The organism is Cytobacillus kochii, assembly GCF_044790165.1.
Classification (GTDB): Bacteria; Bacillota; Bacilli; order Bacillales; family Cytobacillaceae; genus Cytobacillus; species Cytobacillus kochii.
On the sequence record NZ_CP085254.1, the window covers coordinates 1398250 to 1416966 of the forward strand.

Below are 18717 nucleotides of genomic sequence, written 5' to 3' on the forward strand. Positions count from 1 at the left end.
CCATTGGTTAATAGGAGCTGATAGGGGAGCTTCTTTATGGTGTTTGCACATTTACTTTTTAGTTTGTAATAATATCTAATTTCTTCTTCAATTTCTCCTCACTAAATATCCAGCCGGTATATGAGTTGATGATCGTTAAATCCTTGTCTAAATGGGCAACAGCAACAAATGGATAATATTCATTGCTACGATATCTTAAATCGATAAATCTTATTTCTACAATGTTTTCGATTGTCTCAATTTCCCATCTATACACTGGAGAAAAGGAAAGAAAGGCAGAAATATTCTTATCTTTCGTTGCTGCGTTAAAAATCGGTGTTTTTGGTATAGGTACACGCTTAAACTGATCAACAATACGAACTTGACCTCTAAGGGCGCGTCCAACAAAAAAGCTATCTTTATTTTTTATAGCAATTCTCCATTGGTTGTATTTCATAGTTGGTGATATAATGATTTCTGTTGCGTCAGGGATGAGCTTTTGAACTTTCGCTTCAACGGATTTCTTTGCAAAATAACGTAAAACATAATAAATAAATAAAATACAATAAATCACTAGGAATGTATATCCTGGGTCCATTCCGAATATCCACAGAAACAAGCCGAAGATGTGCATGGCAAAAATAAACGGATCAAATGTATTGATCATACCTAATGCTACCCATCTTGATGAAAATGGCCTTAAAGCTTGTGTGCCATAAGCATTAAAAATATCGACAAATACATGTAAAAATACAGCTATAAAGGTCCATAACCAAAGGTGAAAAAGGTTTGTTTCCGGAAAAAATAAATAAATAACACCTGTTATAAGTAATGGCCATAGTATCACGGCTGGAATGCTATGAGTAACACCCCGATGATTTCTAATATATGAAGCATTATTTTTTAATTTTAATATGGTATCGATATCTGGTATTTGTGATCCAATTATTGTACCGACCATTACACTTGCTGCTGTTATTGAACTATTGGCAACAACGGGATCAAGTGTTGCAAGTCCTCCGAGCGCCAGTCCCATGACTACGTGAGTTCCGGTATCCAAAAGAGGAATTCCTCCTTTTTGTTTTTAACATTTTATATAGTATATTCCCTAATTAACATAGTTTCAAATCATGGAGGTTAAAAAAAATGAACAATTCTCAACTAAAAGATAATCCTATAGATATTTATGCATTTCAACAGGATTTATTATCTTGGTTTGAAAAAGAGCAGAGAGACCTACCATGGAGAAAGGATAAAGATCCATATAAAGTATGGGTGTCTGAAATCATGCTCCAACAAACAAGAGTCGACACCGTTATCCCGTACTTTTTACGTTTTATGGAGGCATTTCCTACAGTGAAAGATCTTGCAGAAGCGGAAGAAGAAAAGGTGCTGAAACTTTGGGAAGGTCTTGGTTATTATTCTAGGGCAAGAAATTTACAATCTGCAGTCAGAGAAGTACAGGAACAGTATGACGGAGTAGTACCTAACAATATTAAGGATATTTCTGCATTAAAAGGTGTTGGCCCTTACACTGCTGGTGCGATATTAAGTATTGCTTATGGTGAGCCAGAACCTGCAGTTGATGGTAACGTGATGCGTGTTCTTTCACGTATTCTCATGATCGAAGCTGATATCGCTAAAGCTTCAGCGAGAAAAATATTTGAAGCAGCGGTAAGAGAGTTAATTTCTCATGATAACCCATCGTATTTTAATCAAGCTTTAATGGAGTTAGGTGCGCTTATATGCACGCCAACTTCCCCATCTTGCTTATTATGCCCCGTGAGAGATCATTGTCATGCTTTTTATGAAGGTAAGCAAGCGGAATTACCTGTAAAAACAAAAAAGGTGAAAAATAAGCATGTTCAGATTGCTTCTGCTATCCTCACTAATCGTAAGGGGCAGATATTAATCCGTAAAAGACCAAATAAAGGATTGTTAGCTAATTTATGGGAGTTTCCGAATGAAGAAATTCATCTTCAAATCGATTCAGATAAACAGCAACTCCAAAATCAATTATCTAAGTCATACGATACGCATTTGAAAATTAATCAGCGTATTGGTCAAATTGATCATGTGTTCACGCACCTTACTTGGCATATCAATTTGTATGAAGGGGAAATTCATTCAGTAACTGAAACAGAGAATGTAAAATTAGTATCCTTAGAAGACATAAAAAAATATCCATTTCCCGTCTCCCATCAAAAAATGTTGAAGCAGTACATGCAGTATAAGGGGATAATGGATGAATGAGATTGTCAATCATAACACAACAAGATAAAATGGGTACGATGGAAGAATTGAACATTGAAAGGAGCAAGTTTTTAGATGAATGAAAGAAAAGTTGCACTAATTACAGGAAGTAGCAGAGGCATTGGCAGAGCTACTGCATTGAGACTTGCACAAGAAGGTTATGATATTGTTTTAAACTATGCTCGTAGTCGTTCACAAGCGGAAGAAGTCGCTCGGGAGATCGAATCATTAGGAAGAAAAGTAGTAACAATTAAAGCAAATGTCGGCGATAATGAAAAAATAAAATCAATGTTTGCGCAAATAGATGAAACCTTTGGCCGTCTAGATGTTTTCATTAGTAATGCTGCATCCGGCGTACAAAGACCTATTATGGAATTAGAGGAAACTCATTGGAATTGGACAATGAATATTAATAGTAAAGCGTTGTTATTTTGTGCGAAAGAAGCAGCTAAGTTAATGGAGAAAAATGGCGGTGGAAAGATTGTCAGCATTAGCTCACTAGGTTCTATTCGCTACTTGGAAAATTATACTGTAGTCGGTGTTTCTAAAGCTGCTGTAGAGGCTTTAACAAGATATTTAGCTGTTGAATTAGCACCGAAAAATATATGTGTAAATGCCGTCTCAGGTGGAGCAGTGGATACAGAGGCATTAAAACATTTTCCAAATAGAGAAGAGTTGTTAGCTGAAGCAAGTGAAAAAACGCCAGCAGGTAGAATGGTCTCTATTGATGATATGGTCAACTCGGTCATGTTTTTAGTATCTGATGATGCCAGCATGATTCGCGGACAAACGATAATAGTGGATGGTGGCATCTCATTATTGGTTTGATGTAATATTCAGAATATAATTACTTCGAAAAAAATGGATAATTCCTCTCGCTCTGGTTAAATTAATGAGCGTGGAGGTGATTAGGATGGCTAAAAAGCAAAATCAACAACAACAAAACCAACAACAATATAATCAAGAATTTGCGAGTGAAACAAATGCTCAAGAAGTAAGACAACAAAATCAACAAGCTGAAGCTAATAAGCAAAAAGCGAAAAACCAAAACAACCAAAATCAACAATAGTTTTTCATTAAAAGGCGCTCCTTTTTTCAAAGGGGTGCTTTTTTATATTTAGCCTTCTCTTATTTCGACAAAAGTTCTATCTCATCAACAATAATCTGCAAAGGAATCGATACAAAAAAGATAGAATAGTTTAGAAAAGACTTTAAAGGCTGGTGTATTTTTATGAATGAATTTCAAGCATTGGTTGAAGATCAAATGAAAACAATGGATCATTTACTTTATTTGCAAAGTGAAGTGGAGCGATGTCATGAACTTCAAAATGAACTTTCTCGTTTACGCTCTAGAACAGCTGTAAGCGATATTCACAGTGAAATCCAAAAAATGAAAGATGAATTAGATGAAATTGTGGCTGTATTTGAACAGCAAACGAATGAAGTGGTGAAATTGTTTCGCAAACAAAATATGAAAAATACGAAGATTATCGTTTAGTAAACATATGTTAAAGGCAAGAATGATACAATAGGATGAGCATTACATACTTAATTACTGCTTAATCTGCCGACAATTAAGCTGTCTTTGTTTTAAAATTCATTTTTTAACGTTATAATAAATAGAAAATAGGATCTGCACTTTGTTACCTTTAATCATCAATCAACTTATCGGAAGCATTATAGAAGGTAATAAGTTTGAGAGGATGTCCTTTTTAATAAAAGGTTCCAAAGCTTCCAGAAAGGAAAGTAGGGGAAAAGAATGGCGGTACCCATAGAAGGTGAACCGGTACAAATTCATAGTTATAAACATAATGGGCACATCCATCGCGTCTGGGAAGAGTCAACAATCCTTAAAGGTACGCAAAACTTAATTATTGGAGCAAATGATCGTACGATGGTTACTGAATCAGATGGTCGAACATGGATTACGAGAGAACCGGCAATCTGTTATTTTCACTCACAATATTGGTTTAATATTATCGGAATGCTGAGAGAAGATGGCGTGTACTATTATTGTAATTTAAGCTCTCCTTTTATTTACGATGGAGAGGCGGTTAAGTATATTGATTACGATTTAGATATTAAAGTTTTTCCGGATATGACGTTTAATTTATTGGATGAAGATGAATATGAGCGTCATCGGCAAGAAATGCGTTATCCCACGCCGATTGATAAAATCTTGTGGGCAAATGTGGACAAGTTGATATTCTTAATTAGACAACGAAAAGGTCCTTTTGCACCGGATTTTGTGGATGGTTGGTATGAAAGATACTTGACTTACCGAAGATAAAATGTTTTATTTGCGCCTGTTGATATGATAAACAACAGGTTTTTATTTGGCATGAAAAATAAATGGTATTATCTTTACATAATGAATATCTAGAAGGCTTGAAGAAGAAATGAATCATGATAATCTGGATAGATTAAAAGATAAAAGATCAAAAAGGGTGACAGGCTAAAATTGAACATAATTAATAGATATATGCATTTTGTTAAGCCGTATCGCCTACAGATTTTCTTAACAATACTAATTGGTATTGTGAAATTTGCAATACCATTATTAATCCCGCTGTTAATTAAATATGTAATCGATGATATAGTCGGAAATGATGCGCTTACACAACCTGAAAAAATGACACAACTTTTAACGATCATGGGTATAATGTTGATTGTTTTTGTAATTGTAAGACCACCAGTAGAATATTATCGACAATATTTCGCACAATGGGTAGCGAGCAAGATTTTATTTGATATTAGAGATAAACTTTTTACTCATATTCAGAAATTAAGCTTTAAATTTTATGCGAATAATCGATCGGGCGAAGTGATATCTAGAATCATAAATGATGTAGAGCAAACAAAGAATTTTGTTGTTACAGGTCTGATGAATTTATGGCTGGATATGGCCACTATTATTATAGCTGTTGCAATTATGTTTACGATGAATATTAAATTGACGATTGTATCGCTTATTTTAATGCCGTTCTATGCATTAAGTGTAAAGTATTTCTTTGGAAATTTACGAAGGTTAACAAGAGATCGATCACAAGCTTTAGCTGAGGTTCAAGGTTATTTACACGAGAGAGTTCAAGGAATGGCCGTTATTAAAAGTTTTGCCACAGAAGATTATGAACAAAGAAATTTCACGAAGCATAACAGTAACTTTTTATCAAAAGCTATTGATCATACAAAGTGGAATGCAAAAGCATTTGCAGTCGTGAATACAATTACTGATATTGCGCCACTACTAGTAATTGCCTTTGCTGGATATCAAGTAATACAAGGTCAAATTACTTTAGGTGTTATGATGGCATTTGTAGCTTATATTGACCGTTTATATAATCCACTTAGAAGGCTAGTCAATTCCTCGACAACATTGACACAAGCTATTGCTTCAATGGACCGTGTGTTTGAATTAGTTGATGAAAAATATGATATTGATGATAAAGAAAATGCTATCCCTTGTAGAAATGTAGCTGGCCATATCGAGTTCAAAGATGTTCATTTTAAATATAATAATGAAGATGGTGCTGTTCTTCGTAATATTAATTTAGATGTGAAACAAGGGGAAACCATTGCTCTCGTTGGAATGAGTGGTGGAGGGAAATCTTCACTAGTTAGTTTAATTCCACGCTTTTATGATGTTTCAGGTGGGCGAATATTACTTGATGGTGAAGATATTCGTTCTTTCCAAGTAAGAAGTTTACGAGATCATATTGGTATGGTACTACAAGATAATATTTTGTTTAGTGAATCAGTAAAAGCAAATATATTACTCGGAAAGCCTGATGCTAGTGATGAAGAGGTCATTAGAGCAGCTAAGGCAGCTAATGCCCATGGATTTTTAATGGATTTGGCTGAAGGGTATGAAACGAAAGTGGGAGAACGAGGAGTAAAGCTTTCCGGTGGGCAAAAACAACGAATTGCCATTGCACGTATTTTCTTGAAAAACCCTCCAATTCTTATATTAGATGAGGCGACCTCAGCATTAGACTTAGAAAGCGAACATCTTATTCAAGAAGCATTAAATGATTTGGCAACGGATCGAACGACGTTTATCGTTGCTCATAGATTATCTACAATCACACATGCCGATCGCATTGTTGTCGTTGAATATGGTGAAATTGTGGAAACGGGCACACATGAGGAATTAATGGAGAGACAAGGTCACTATTATAAGCTTTTTCAAGTACAACAACTTGAATCTTAATTATAAGGTAATACGAATGAAATCACATTCATGTAAAATTCTTCTTAGAATTTAGACATGTATGTGATTTTTTAGTTTCGTTGGCTTGAGTAGTATCCGATAACAGGTAGTGCCTAAGATAAAACTAGATTGTGAATACAGATCAGACTGGTGCCTCCCTTCTCTATAAAATATCTAATTGCTATTTTATTATATTAATAATTGTAAAATTCCGAATAATACTTTAAAACATTAATAAACTAGCGTAATTTTTGAGAATTATAATTATATTTAAATATTTCTGAAAAAACGATAGACTTATTCTTACATATTTTATAAAATATTAAAAAACGGAGGGAGAATGTAGAAGAAACTGTTAAAGGGGTGACATAGTGACGCAATCTCCGGTATTAGAGGTAAGAAACCTAGAAACTTCGTTTGTAACTAAAGACGGAGAAGTAACCGCCGTCGATCAGGTAAGTTTTACTATTCATAAAGGAGAGGTAATAGGTATTGTTGGTGAATCAGGTTGTGGTAAAAGCGTAACATCATTGTCTATTATGAAGCTTGTGCCGCAACCACCTGGGAAAATAGTTGGCGGGGATATACTACTTAACGGTGAGAATATAGTAGGGGCAAATGAAAAAAGAATGAGAGAAATTCGTGGTAATGAAATCGCTATGATTTTCCAAGAGCCGATGACTAGCCTCAATCCGCTTTTTAAAATAGGGGAACAAATGACAGAAGGCATCAAAATACATATGAAAAAGTCAAAAAAAGAAGCAAATGAAATCGCACTTAAAATGCTAAAGCTAGTAGGCTTACCAAGGGCAGAGGCGATAATGAAAGAGTATCCGCATCAGTTGTCTGGGGGAATGAGACAGCGGGTAATGATAGCCATGGCACTGTCCTGTAATCCCGAAGTACTAATAGCTGATGAACCAACAACTGCTTTGGATGTAACCATTCAATCGCAAATTCTTGGTCTAATGAAAGAGCTAAATAAAACGTTGCAAACTTCTATTATGATGATTACGCATGACCTTGGCGTAGTGGCACAAATGTGTGAGCGTGTCATTGTAATGTACGCAGGACAAGTGGTAGAAGAAGCAAAGGTTGGAGATTTATTTAAGAACCCAAAGCATCCTTATACACAGGGGTTGTTAAAGTCGGTTCCAGATATTAGGGGAGAGCATTCGAGATTATATTCTATTCCGGGCAATGTACCGAAGCCGGGTTCAATTACAAAAGGTTGCCGTTTTGCTGAAAGATGTGAATTTGCTCATGAACGCTGCGTCATGGAAGACCCTGTATTGTTTATGGAAGATGGTGAAGAGCATACCGTAAGATGCTTTCTACATGAGAAGAGGAGGGAAGTCTCATGAGTAAAGCAATATTAGAAGTAGAAAATTTAAAAAAATATTTTCCGATTACTGCTGGGGTATTTAATCGCAAAGTTGCGGATGTAAAAGCAGTAGATGATATTAGCTTTTTTGTTAATGAAGGAGAAACATTAGGAATCGTTGGTGAATCGGGTTGTGGGAAGTCAACAACTGGAAGGATGTTAATGAGATTAATTGAGCCAACCGAAGGGAAAATTTCATTCAACGGTAAAGAAATTACAAAATTATCAGATTATGAAATGAGAAAATTGAGAAAAGACATGCAAATGGTCTTTCAAGATCCGTTTGCTTCACTCAATCCACGTCACTCAGTCGAACAAATATTAGAAGAACCTTTAATTGTTCATGGGATTGGAGATAAAGCTACACGGAAGAAGCAGGTAAGAGAGATGCTTGAAGTTGTTGGATTAAGCGGTTACCATGCTAAGCGCTATCCCCATCAATTTAGTGGGGGTCAACGCCAACGGATTGGAATTGCGCGCGCATTAATGACCAGACCCAAATTAATTATTGCTGATGAACCTGTGTCTGCTCTAGATGTATCCATACAGGCACAAGTATTGAATTTATTAGAAGACTTACAAAAAGAATTCGGTCTGACCTATATATTTATCGCTCATGACCTAGGGGTGATCAAACATATTAGCGACCGTGTAGGGGTTATGTATTTAGGTAGAATGGTTGAGTTAACAACCGCTAAACAATTGTATGATAAGCCACTTCATCCATATACAGAAGCACTTCTAAGTTCCGTTCCGGTCCCTGATCCAGAAATAGCTGTTGCTCAGGGAGTGCTATCTGGAGATATCCCTAACCCTGCTGATCCACCAAACGGTTGTGCTTTCCATACGAGATGTTCAAAATGTATGGAGATTTGTAAGCAAGAACGACCTCTTTTGCAGGAAATAGAAGATGGACATATGGTGGCTTGCCATTTATATGAGAAAGAGATTGCAAATTAGAAGGGAGAGAATGAAGAATGAAGAAAAAGAAAAGTTTTTGGCTACTTATTGTATTAATGGTTAGTACGCTTATCTTTGCTGGGTGTAATAGTTCTACTTCAGGTGATAATGGAGATGAAGGCGGAGAAGCAGATGAAGGAAGCACTGGAGGAACACTTGTCTTTGGTCGAGGAGGAGATTCAACTTCTCTTGACCCAGCAATTACAACTGAAGGTGAAGCTTTTAAAGTAACGAAAAATATTTTTGAAACCCTTGTAGAATTTGGTGAGCAAGATACGGAGCTTCATCCTGGTCTTGCTACAGAGTGGGAAACAAGCGAGGATGGTTTAACTCAAACACTTAAACTACGTGAAGGAGTTAAGTTCCATGATGGAACAGATTTTAATGCAGAAGCTGTCGTATTCAACTTCGAACGTTGGATGGCAGGGAATAAAGAACAATTCTATTATTACAATTCTCAATTTGGAGATAAGGTTGATAGTGTAACAGCGGTTGATGATTATACGGTTGAAGTCAAGTTAAATACAGCAATTGCACCATTCTATAAAAACTTGGCGATGTCTCCATTTGGTATCGCTAGTCCAACAGCCATTGAAGAGCATGGTGATAAATTCCTTGAAAACCCAGTTGGAACGGGTCCATTTAAGTTTCAAGAATGGAAAAGAAATGACAGAATCACAATCGTAAAGAATGAAGAGTATTGGGATGAAGGTTTACCAAAATTAGACTCAGTCATTTTCAGATCTATTCCTGAGAACTCTGCAAGACTAAACGCTTTAGCTTCAGGAGAAGTTGATTTAATTGATGGTGTGAATTTCAGCGATGTCCAACAAATTGAGGATAATCCAGACCTACAAACATTTGAGAGACCGACAATGAATGTTGCTTATGTTGGATTAACGAATACGAGGGGTCCTTTACAGGAAAAGTTAGTCCGTCAAGCTCTTAACCATGCGGTGAATAAAGAAGAAATCATCGATGCATTCTATGCAGGCGCAGCGGACCCAGCTGTAAACCCAATGCCACCAGTAATCTCTGGTTATAATGACGAAATTGAAGATTATCCATACGATCCAGAAAAAGCAAAAGAATTACTTAAGGAAGCTGGATATGAAGACGGATTTGAGATGGAATTATGGGCAATGCCAGTTCCAAGACCATATATGCCGGACGGCCAAAAAATAGCTGAAGCCCTACAAGCTGATTTTGCTGAAATTGGCGTTAAAGCTAAGATTGTTTCATATGAATGGGGAACATATTTAGAAAAAGCTAATAATGGAGAAGCTGATTCATTCTTACTTGGATGGACAGGTGATAATGGTGATGCAGATAACTTCTTATACGTATTATTAGATGAAGATGCCATCGGATCAAATAACTACACTTATTATAAGAACAGTGAAGTACATGATTTATTATTAGAAGCACAAGCAACTACCGATCAAGCGAAAAGAGATGAGTTATACAAACAAGCACAAGTAATTATAAAAGAAGATGCACCATGGATTCCGCTCGTACATTCACGTCCTATTTTAGCTGGGAAATCTAATATTAAGAATTTCCTACCACATCCGACAGGGTCTGATTTGCTTTCACATGTGGAGGTCAGTCAATAAATCAATAGAGATAGAAAAAGGGAGTGGCACACTCCCTTTTCTATTCATCTGATAATAATGTAGTAATAGAGGTGAGAAGATGTTAACTTACACAGTTAGGCGGTTAATTGCATTAATACCCGTCCTATTAGGTTTATCACTGATTGTTTTTCTAATGATTCGTGCAATTCCTGGTGATCCAGCTCAAATCATATTAGGGCAATTAGCTACGGAAGAGGCGATAGAGGCCTTAACGAAACAGCTCGGGTTAGATCAACCGTGGTATATTCAGTACTTTACATATTTGGGGGATTTATTGACTGGTGATTTGGGAGAATCAATCAAAACCAATACAGCGATAAATCAAGAAATTTGGCCATACTTAGCAGCAACTTTAGAGTTATCCTTTTGCGCAATGTTAATTGCCATTTTTATAGGGGTTAATGCTGGTATCATAAGTGCATGGTTTCAGCATTCTTGGTTTGATTACATAGCGATGATTTTAGCACTGATCGGTGTTTCTATACCTATTTTTTGGTTAGGTTTGATGGAACAATGGTTCTTCTCTATTCAACTGGATTGGTTACCGACATCTGGAAGGGAAGAGGTAAGGAACCCTGTTACATCTATAACAAATATATATTTAATAGATACATTGATTCAAGGTAGGTTTGATCAATTTGTTGATGTGTTACGTCATTTAATATTGCCAGCGTTTGCTTTAGCAACAATTCCAATGGCCATCATTGCTAGAATAACAAGATCTTCAATGTTAGAGGTAATGAAATCTGACTATATTAGAACAGCAAGAGCTAAAGGAATAAGAATGTTTTGGGTTGTGTACAAGCATTCATTAAAAAACGCAGTGATTCCTGTTCTTACTGTGATAGGTTTGCAAACAGGCTTATTGTTAGGTGGTGCGATTCTTACCGAAACGATATTTAGTTGGCCGGGTATGGGCAGATATATTTACGATGCGATTAGTGCGAGAGATTATCCTGTCATTCAATCTGGAATATTAGTGATTGCATTTATATTTGTCATGATTAATTTATTCATAGACTTATTGTACGCTGCAATCGATCCGCGAATTAATTATCGTTAAGGGAGGAATAGACGTGGAAGTATCAGTAAATAATAAACCACCTATTCAGCCAAAAAATAATGAAGATAAAGTACAATCGCCTTGGGTGGAGGCGTTACAAAGCTTCATGAAAAACAAAATTGCCTTAGTCGGTACAGGGATTGTTGTATTTTTTATACTGCTAGCCATTTTTGCGCCATTCATTGCGCCACAGGGCATTAATGAGCAGAATATGGCAAATAGGCTTCAAGCGCCTTCGGCGGAACATTGGTTTGGAACCGATGATTTTGGGAGAGATATTTTTTCGAGAGTAATTTTTGGGGCGAGAATATCGTTATGGGTTGGTTTTTTAGCGGTAATGGGTTCGGCTGTTGTAGGTTCTTTATTAGGGATTATTGCGGGGTATTACGGAAGATGGATTGATACGATTATCTCAAGGATTTTTGATATCATGCTTGCTTTCCCAAGTATTCTTTTGGCAATTGCTATTGTGGCCGTTTTAGGACCATCACTGCAGAATGCATTAATTGCGATAGCTGTTATTAATATTCCTAACTTTGGGAGGTTAATTCGTTCAAAAGTATTAAGTGTTAAACAAGAGGAGTATATTGTAGCCGCGAAGGCAGTTGGGATGAAAAATAATCGAATTCTATTTAGGCATGTACTTCCCAATAGTATGGCACCTATTATCGTGCAAGGAACTCTGGCAATTGGTACGGCTATTATTGAAGCAGCAGCTCTCGGGTTCTTAGGTTTAGGTGCAGAGGCACCGAATCCGGAATGGGGTAAAATGCTTTCAGATGCAAGAGTATTACTTATCCAAGCACCGTGGACAATGATATTCCCTGGCATAGCCATCATGTTAACAGTTCTCGGCTTTAACTTAATGGGGGATGGATTAAGAGATGCCTTAGACCCGAGGATGAAGAATTAGAGAGATTTATAAGAAAAGAGGCTATCGGAGCATTTATATCCGATAGCCTCTTATTAATTATTGTTCGTCAACGGCTTCATCTAATGTTAAAGAAGAGTCTTCTTTATGGAACTTTTGAAAGCTACTAATAAGACAATTCAATCGGTCCACTTGTTCATTATAATCCATCATTGCAGATACAATATGCATAGTATGAGCTAATTCTACCTGCCCATCATCTGAAATGAGATGTTGTTGTTCTAAAAAGAGCGTGAAAAGTTCCTTTCTGCTTAAAGTAATATCGCCTTCTTCAAAAACGACTTCTGGTCGAACTTTCCCAATAAATTTTAATACCGCATGTTCATGATAATGAGTAATAATATCCAATTGTTGCTGGATAAGGTGTTGAAAATCTTCCGGCATTTCTGCTAAATCATTCTCAAAGCGATGCATCTTTGTTAAAGTTTCTAAAGCTTTTTTATTAGCGGCATTCATTTGCCGGTAAATAACTAATTTTCTCGGTTTGGAATGGTTCTTCTTTTTAAAGTAATTACGTTCTTCTTTATATAAAGAAAAAAGTGTATCAATCTTTGTTAATCCTTCTTGCATGGTTCGTATATCATTTTTCAATAAATGATGTTCAGAAGCATGCCTTATATTTAAGCGAATCCACTTTGTAATTTCTTCGGTTAGATTAGAAATCTTCACATATAACTTCTTCTCATATTTCGGTGGAATAAACACCAGATTAACAATAAATGCAGAAAATATCCCGAGGATAACTGTCGAGAATCTAAGAATGGCAAACTCGGTAAAGGTATCTCCTGGTGTGACCATAATCGCTACCATTGTAACGAGTGATAAACCAATCGTGTTATCAAGCTTTAATTTTAAATTAATCGTAATAACTACTATTGCTGCTAAACCGATAATGAGAATTTCATGACCAAATAATAGTACAAATAATACCGCGATTACTGCTCCGATTATATTTCCTTGAATTTGTTCAAGTACAGATAAATAAGAACGATAAATCGTTGGTTGCAGTGCAAAAATAGCTGCAATCCCTGCAAAAACAGGAGATGGGAGTTGAAAAAGTTCTGCTAAAAATAAAGATAGTATGATTGCGATCCCCGTTTTCAGAATGCGGGCGCCAAGCTTCATATTTAAATAATCCTTTCTGCTCAATCATTAGTATGGCTGTCATGATAAACACCCACTCTTACTTTATACGTTTTTTTTCTTTATTAAACAATTATGTACTATACATGGATATTAGTATAAGTTCAATAGACAAATATGAAAAGTCGTTAAAATTAATAAAAAATTAAAGTGGATTAATTTTAAGTGAAAAAATAGAAACACATCAAAAGGGAAGCAAGAGGGAGAAATTTGTTTGGATTAGCAGAGAATCGCATCAAAAAACCAGTAAGAGAGAAGAATTTACTAGAAATGAGGCGAAATATCGACTAATTTCAGATTTGCCTTTAATGACAAACGGATGACCGATAATGTTGAAGCCCGAATCTGTTTCCGCACTCCAAGTGAAATGAGTCACATACACATAAATTCATAAAGAAACACGAGAAATTCATCATTAGAATTCCTCGTGTCTCAAGTTTAGCACAAAAACAAAATTAAATGAGTATTTCTTATAGCAGAAGAAATGTATGTTATATCACTCAGTTGAAACAGAAGGGTCGGCTTGTTCTTTAACTGGAACAACTTGCAAAAAGTGACTACTTAAATCTGATAAAAGAGCTTTTAAACCAATTGCTTCATCTTCTTGGTTTTGATCCATCAATAGACCGATATATTTTTCTAATAGTTCTTTTACATCATCTAGTCCATTTTGGTCAAGCTCGGTTACGTTTACTTTTGCACCTTTGGCTATTCTTCTTTCAATTGCTGCTTTTGTTAATCCCATTTCAGGTTGATGTCTTAAATAGACGACGCCACCTGTCATCCCTGCACAGATCCATGGGCCCGGATCACCTAATACAAGGCCGCGACCGTTTGTCATATATTCAAACGCAAATCCCTTAATATTCGCATTTGTACCGATTTTCCCAAATTCCTTCTCGGGAATTGCACTTGTTAGTTGTCCACCGATAATCATATCAGCTCCAGATAGACGAATACCAGCTCTTGCATCAGCGTTTCCTTGGGCAACGAGAAGTCCCACTTGTGCACCATAGCCAAAACCTTTTCCAACAGATCCATTATAATACTGTCCATTCTTACCTTTCGATTTAAAAATTAAGATTTGCCCACCGAAGGAAGTTTTACCAATACCATCTTGTGCACCACCTGCTACTTCGATGTTTATGCCGAAACTGTTATAGGCTCCTAATCCGTTACCAGGGATAGACCCATCATTATATTTGAGGTCAACTGGCGGAAGAGTTTTATATGATCCATCTAAGCGTCCTCTTACACGGTGACAAGAAACACGACTACCAAGCACCCTTTGCTCTGAAGTAACATTAGAGAAGGTACGCGATTGGTGTAATTCTTCTACACTCTTGTCTAGATATTCAGCACCAACAGCTACTTGTAATTGAGCCTCACTCACTTCTTTAGGCTGCTCATTATTAGTGAGCTGTGAAATGTCTAATGTACGAAGTAAGTAGTCTAAATTCAATTGTTCTTTTCCTTTTATTTGTTCAAGTAAATCTGTACGTCCAATGGCATCTTGTAGATTGCGAATACCGATGCTGCCGGCAAGTGCTTGCAGTTCTTTACCGAAAGCAGAAAATAAGTTAACTAATCCTTGGACAGCAGATTCAAATTGACGAGGAACGAATCTTCTTAACCCATGTTCTTTTGCTTGTGCCTCTGAATCAATTTGCGTAGCAATTCCAACATGACAAGTATCTAGATGACACCCACGGCAAGTTGTACAACCAATGGCTAACATTGATAATGTACCAAACCCGACTCTATTTGCACCGAGTAACATCACTTTTAAAACATCACTAACACTTTTTAAGCCGCCATCTGCCCATAGCTCAACATAATCTCTTAATCCAGCTTCTAGTAAGGCGTTATGGGCCGCTTTAACACCAATTTCAACTGGTAAACCAACATGTTGAAGCGCGTGGATTCTAGCTGCACCTGTACCACCATCAAACCCACTTAAAGTGATAATGTCCGCACCAGCTTTAGCGATTCCTACAGCAATTGTTCCAATATTAGGCACAACAGGTACTTTAACTGACACTTTCGCTTTATCGTTCGCTGTTTTTAATTCATGAATCATTTGTGCTAAATCTTCAATAGAATAAATATCATGATTATTTGAAGGTGAAATTAAATCAGATCCAATTGTTGCATTTCTAGCTTCAGCTATTTTAGCTGTTACTTTAGAGCCTGGTAGATGTCCGCCTTCACCTGGTTTTGCTCCTTGACCGATTTTAATCTCAAGAAGGTTAGAAGAGTTAAGAAGCTCAGCGTTTACTCCAAATCGTCCTGAGGCAACTTGTTGACCTCTTGTACGAGGATATTTTCCGAGCATATCTTTTATTTCTCCGCCTTCACCATTTAAACTAATCATATTTAGTCTTTCTGCACCTTCTGCATAGGCTCTAAAAGCAATTTCATTTTGAGAACCAAATGACATAGAAGAAATAACGAATGGTAAGTTATGATCTCCAACAGAAATATTAACATCCTCTGGTGAAATTTTGGTTTCTGATTGTTTAAAATCAGTTAGGTGACGGATGGTTGTTGGGTTCTGAGCTTCTTGTTCGCTTATCTTTTCACGGTAAGCATCATATTCACCTGTAGACGCAACTTCACCAATTGCTTTCCAAATTCTCGGGAATAGATGGAAGGTTTTCCCGATTCTGTTTTTATCGTTTATAAAGTCTTCCGCTCTTAACAAAGCATCTTCTTTCATATGACCAAAATTGTATTTAAGCTCACCTGAACCAAAGAAATTGATGATATTTAAATATTCAGCGATTTCTTCGTTTAAGCCAATAGTTGAGAATAAGCGACCATATCCTCTTAGTTCATGAATCCCGATTGTAGAGATTACCTTTTCCAACCCTTTTGTTAAAGCTGAATATAAGTTAACAAGAGGAGTTATTTCTTCGTTAGCAACAGTTACAAACATATAATATGGGCTAATTAAATCTGCACCTAAACCGTAAGCTGTAATAATATCATGTAATGACCTGATAGAAGCGGAACGTAAAAGTAAAGAACAGTCTCTTCTTATTGTTTCTTTTACTAATGCTTGATCAATGGCAGATACGACTAAGTGTGGATCCATCCAGTAGGAATCTTCTTGATGAGCACTGGCATCATTCAAGACAATAAGTGTTTTACCAGCTTTAACTGATTCAATCGCTTCTTTTGATAAGCGTGAAATGGCCTCTTTAATCGTTTCATCTTTTGAAAAAGTGATAGAAAGATAGGCAATTTTCTTTTGTGTTTGATAATATTCAGTTACTTGATCATAGCTAGGCTGATTGATTTCCTTTACACACTCGTATCCTAATTTTCCTTCTATTAATAAAGGTGTTTGTAATTCAAGTACATCTATGGATTCTTCATTATTAAAGAGTGACGGTCTTTTACCGATAATTGTTCTAGTAGAGAAATGTTCTGTTTCTCTATCTCTATCAATGGCAGGGTTAGTAACAACTGCAACACTTTCTTTAATAAAATCAGCGATATTTGTTCTCTCACCATTTAAAGCAGCTAATGGAGCATCATGGCCAAGTGAACGGATAGGTTCCGCGCCTTTTTCTGCCATTTGTTCTACTAAGTTCACATGGTCTCTTTCCCAACCAAACGCTTTATATTGACCATTATGAATCTTTGTAGGGAAAGCCATTGTAGTTACTTTATTCAAAACTGGCGCACGTAAACGATTTTTATAATCTTTAACATTTACACGAGAAGAGAAGCGATTAAATGTTTCTTCCTGATAGTTTTCATGTTCATATTTTTCTAGTTTATTACCGTTCCATTTGAAGCCAACTTTTTCACCAGGAGATAAGGGCTTCGGTTCACTTACATATTCACTCGATGAAATAATCCCTGGTTCAGATGAGAATAAATAAGAACTTTCAGTCTCTAACATCCAAAGGGGTCTTAATCCAAGGGAGTCTACACTATATACCGCTTCGTTTCCGAATCTTGAGATAATTCCAGCAGGCCCTTGAGCGAAATGACCCCATGCTTCCCTTATATAAGTATATAAATCTTGCAAATGTGGAGGGTATGACTTGATTTCATTAATGATTGGAGGGAAGAGTACGTCCATCGCTTCAAATAATGAATAGCCATCTCTACAAATGAGTGTTTCAATTGTTCTGCTTAAATCTTGGGAATCACTACCTCCTCTAACGAGTGGTACATTAATCATTCTAGCTTCGTCGCGTAATTTTGCAATCGTATTAATTTCACCATTATGCCCTAAGACGGCAAATGGTTGCACACGAAAAAAGCTTGAGAGTGTATTAGTCGAATAACGATTATGGCCAAGTGTCATAGTCGAAGCTACCAATGGGTTTGCTAGGTCGTGGTAGTATTTAGGTAAAATATCGCCAGCTCCCATTACTTTATATACAGCATGAAACTGACTAAGGGATGCTACGTGAATAAATTCATTTTTTTCTGCTTCTACAATGACTTCTAATATCGCTTGATTCAGATCTGTTTCATTTTTATCAACCATACATGCAATTTGCCAAAAAACAGGGTTCTCTTGAATCGCTATTGGGCCAAGTGCAGAAGAGTCTGTCACTTCATCTGATTCGAAAATTAAAGAAAATCCTTTATCATCAAGAAGTTGACGTACTTCTGTTTTGAAGGTTTCACTTTGTTCATTACGAGTGAAAAAGAGATGACCGACGACAAAGTTGGGTGTGTCAACAACTGCTGAATCGATTTGAGCATTTTTAAGTTTTTCTTTCCAGAGTGTACGGGGGATATCGATATGAATCCCGACGCCATCTCCTTCTCCATTAATAAATCCTGCACGGTGGTTCATTGTTACTAATGCATCTATACAACTGAAAATATTTTCACGTGTTGGAATCTTTTCTTTTTCTAATGAAGAAACAATCCCACATGCATCGTGTTCTTGATTATTAAAATTTTTGAATTGGGAAGGGGTCCATTGTTGAGTCATAGTATTCGGCTTTTTGAGGCAATGCCTTAAGCCGTTCACCTCCTAGTTTAGTAATGTTTTTGAGGTTGCTAGATTGTTAAGATTTCTAGCGAAGTTAATTGAAATGTTATTTAACTGGGTAACGCATTAAAGTGTTTCGGTAACGAAGGAATTATACAGAATATTTTCATTATCATATCACATGAATTTTC

The 18717-nt window shown here is 36.4% G+C and carries 14 protein-coding genes; 11 read left to right on the plus strand and 3 right to left on the minus strand.

Annotated features, from left to right (window positions below):
• Positions 1-58: 58 nt before the first annotated feature.
• Complete coding sequence (locus LG276_RS07475; RefSeq protein WP_224935693.1) at positions 59-1039, minus strand: metal-dependent hydrolase; 981 nt, start codon at positions 1037-1039, stop codon at positions 59-61.
• An 86-nt stretch (positions 1040-1125) separates the two neighbouring features.
• Here LG276_RS07475 and mutY point away from each other — a divergent pair, with 86 nt between their 5' ends.
• The 11 genes from mutY (at position 1126) to nikC (ending at position 12399) form a co-directional block, all read left to right on the plus strand.
• Positions 1126-2232: an A/G-specific adenine glycosylase gene (mutY, locus tag LG276_RS07480; RefSeq protein ID WP_251163051.1), complete on the plus strand. Its 1107-nt coding sequence runs from the start codon at positions 1126-1128 to the stop codon at positions 2230-2232.
• A gap of 75 nt (positions 2233-2307) precedes the next feature.
• Positions 2308-3060 (plus strand): enoyl-[acyl-carrier-protein] reductase FabL, encoded by a 753-nt coding sequence (fabL, locus tag LG276_RS07485; RefSeq protein WP_224935695.1) that lies wholly within the window; start codon positions 2308-2310, stop codon positions 3058-3060.
• Between the two features lie 85 nt (positions 3061-3145).
• The gene (locus LG276_RS07490) at positions 3146-3301 is read left to right on the plus strand and encodes a gamma-type small acid-soluble spore protein (RefSeq protein ID WP_224935696.1); all 156 of its coding nucleotides are present in this window, start codon (positions 3146-3148) and stop codon (positions 3299-3301) included.
• 162 nt (positions 3302-3463) lie between these two features.
• Positions 3464-3730 (plus strand): YgaB family protein, encoded by a 267-nt coding sequence (locus LG276_RS07495; RefSeq protein ID WP_224935697.1) that lies wholly within the window; start codon positions 3464-3466, stop codon positions 3728-3730.
• A gap of 261 nt (positions 3731-3991) precedes the next feature.
• Positions 3992-4522, plus strand: coding sequence for a DUF402 domain-containing protein (locus LG276_RS07500; RefSeq protein WP_095370002.1), 531 nt, complete (start codon positions 3992-3994; stop codon positions 4520-4522).
• A gap of 171 nt (positions 4523-4693) precedes the next feature.
• A complete protein-coding gene (locus LG276_RS07505; RefSeq protein ID WP_281202768.1) occupies positions 4694-6442 on the plus strand; it encodes an ABC transporter ATP-binding protein in 1749 nt (582 codons plus the stop codon).
• A gap of 371 nt (positions 6443-6813) precedes the next feature.
• Complete coding sequence (locus LG276_RS07510) at positions 6814-7806, plus strand: ABC transporter ATP-binding protein (protein WP_224935698.1); 993 nt, start codon at positions 6814-6816, stop codon at positions 7804-7806.
• Positions 7803-8786 (plus strand): ABC transporter ATP-binding protein, encoded by a 984-nt coding sequence (locus LG276_RS07515; RefSeq protein ID WP_224935699.1) that lies wholly within the window; start codon positions 7803-7805, stop codon positions 8784-8786. Before LG276_RS07510 ends, LG276_RS07515 begins: the two co-directional genes overlap by 4 nt.
• 17 nt (positions 8787-8803) lie before the next feature.
• Positions 8804-10402 carry an ABC transporter substrate-binding protein gene (locus LG276_RS07520; protein ID WP_251163050.1) on the plus strand — a complete coding sequence of 533 codons (1599 nt, stop codon included), beginning with the start codon at positions 8804-8806 and terminating at the stop codon, positions 10400-10402.
• 79 nt (positions 10403-10481) lie between these two features.
• Positions 10482-11486 carry an ABC transporter permease gene (locus LG276_RS07525; protein WP_224935701.1) on the plus strand — a complete coding sequence of 335 codons (1005 nt, stop codon included), beginning with the start codon at positions 10482-10484 and terminating at the stop codon, positions 11484-11486.
• A 43-nt stretch (positions 11487-11529) separates the two neighbouring features.
• Entirely contained in the window at positions 11530-12399 is an 870-nt protein-coding gene (gene nikC / locus LG276_RS07530) for a nickel transporter permease (RefSeq protein ID WP_224935733.1), read from the plus strand.
• Positions 12400-12456: 57 nt separating this feature from the next.
• Here the strand turns inward: nikC and LG276_RS07535 are convergent, their stop codons facing one another.
• The gene (locus LG276_RS07535; protein WP_224935702.1) at positions 12457-13542 is read right to left on the minus strand and encodes an aromatic acid exporter family protein; all 1086 of its coding nucleotides are present in this window, start codon (positions 13540-13542) and stop codon (positions 12457-12459) included.
• 514 nt (positions 13543-14056) lie between these two features.
• On the minus strand, positions 14057-18526 hold the full coding sequence (locus tag LG276_RS07540) for a glutamate synthase-related protein (RefSeq protein ID WP_251163049.1): 4470 nt from the start codon (positions 18524-18526) through the stop codon (positions 14057-14059).
• Positions 18527-18717 lie beyond the last annotated feature (191 nt).

Excerpts from the sequence above, each read along its gene's own strand:
- mutY (WP_251163051.1), top strand. The coding sequence starts at position 1,126 with ATGAACAATTCTCAACTAAAAGATAATCCTATAGATATTTATGCATTT.
- fabL (WP_224935695.1), top strand. The coding sequence starts at position 2,308 with ATGAATGAAAGAAAAGTTGCACTAATTACAGGAAGTAGCAGAGGCATT.
- LG276_RS07490 (WP_224935696.1), top strand. The coding sequence starts at position 3,146 with ATGGCTAAAAAGCAAAATCAACAACAACAAAACCAACAACAATATAAT.
- LG276_RS07495 (WP_224935697.1), top strand. The coding sequence starts at position 3,464 with ATGAATGAATTTCAAGCATTGGTTGAAGATCAAATGAAAACAATGGAT.
- LG276_RS07500 (WP_095370002.1), top strand. The coding sequence starts at position 3,992 with ATGGCGGTACCCATAGAAGGTGAACCGGTACAAATTCATAGTTATAAA.
- LG276_RS07515 (WP_224935699.1), top strand. The coding sequence starts at position 7,803 with ATGAGTAAAGCAATATTAGAAGTAGAAAATTTAAAAAAATATTTTCCG.
- LG276_RS07520 (WP_251163050.1), top strand. The coding sequence starts at position 8,804 with ATGAAGAAAAAGAAAAGTTTTTGGCTACTTATTGTATTAATGGTTAGT.
- LG276_RS07525 (WP_224935701.1), top strand. The coding sequence starts at position 10,482 with ATGTTAACTTACACAGTTAGGCGGTTAATTGCATTAATACCCGTCCTA.
- LG276_RS07535 (WP_224935702.1), bottom strand. The coding sequence starts at position 13,542 with ATGAAGCTTGGCGCCCGCATTCTGAAAACGGGGATCGCAATCATACTA.
- LG276_RS07540 (WP_251163049.1), bottom strand. The coding sequence starts at position 18,526 with ATGACTCAACAATGGACCCCTTCCCAATTCAAAAATTTTAATAATCAA.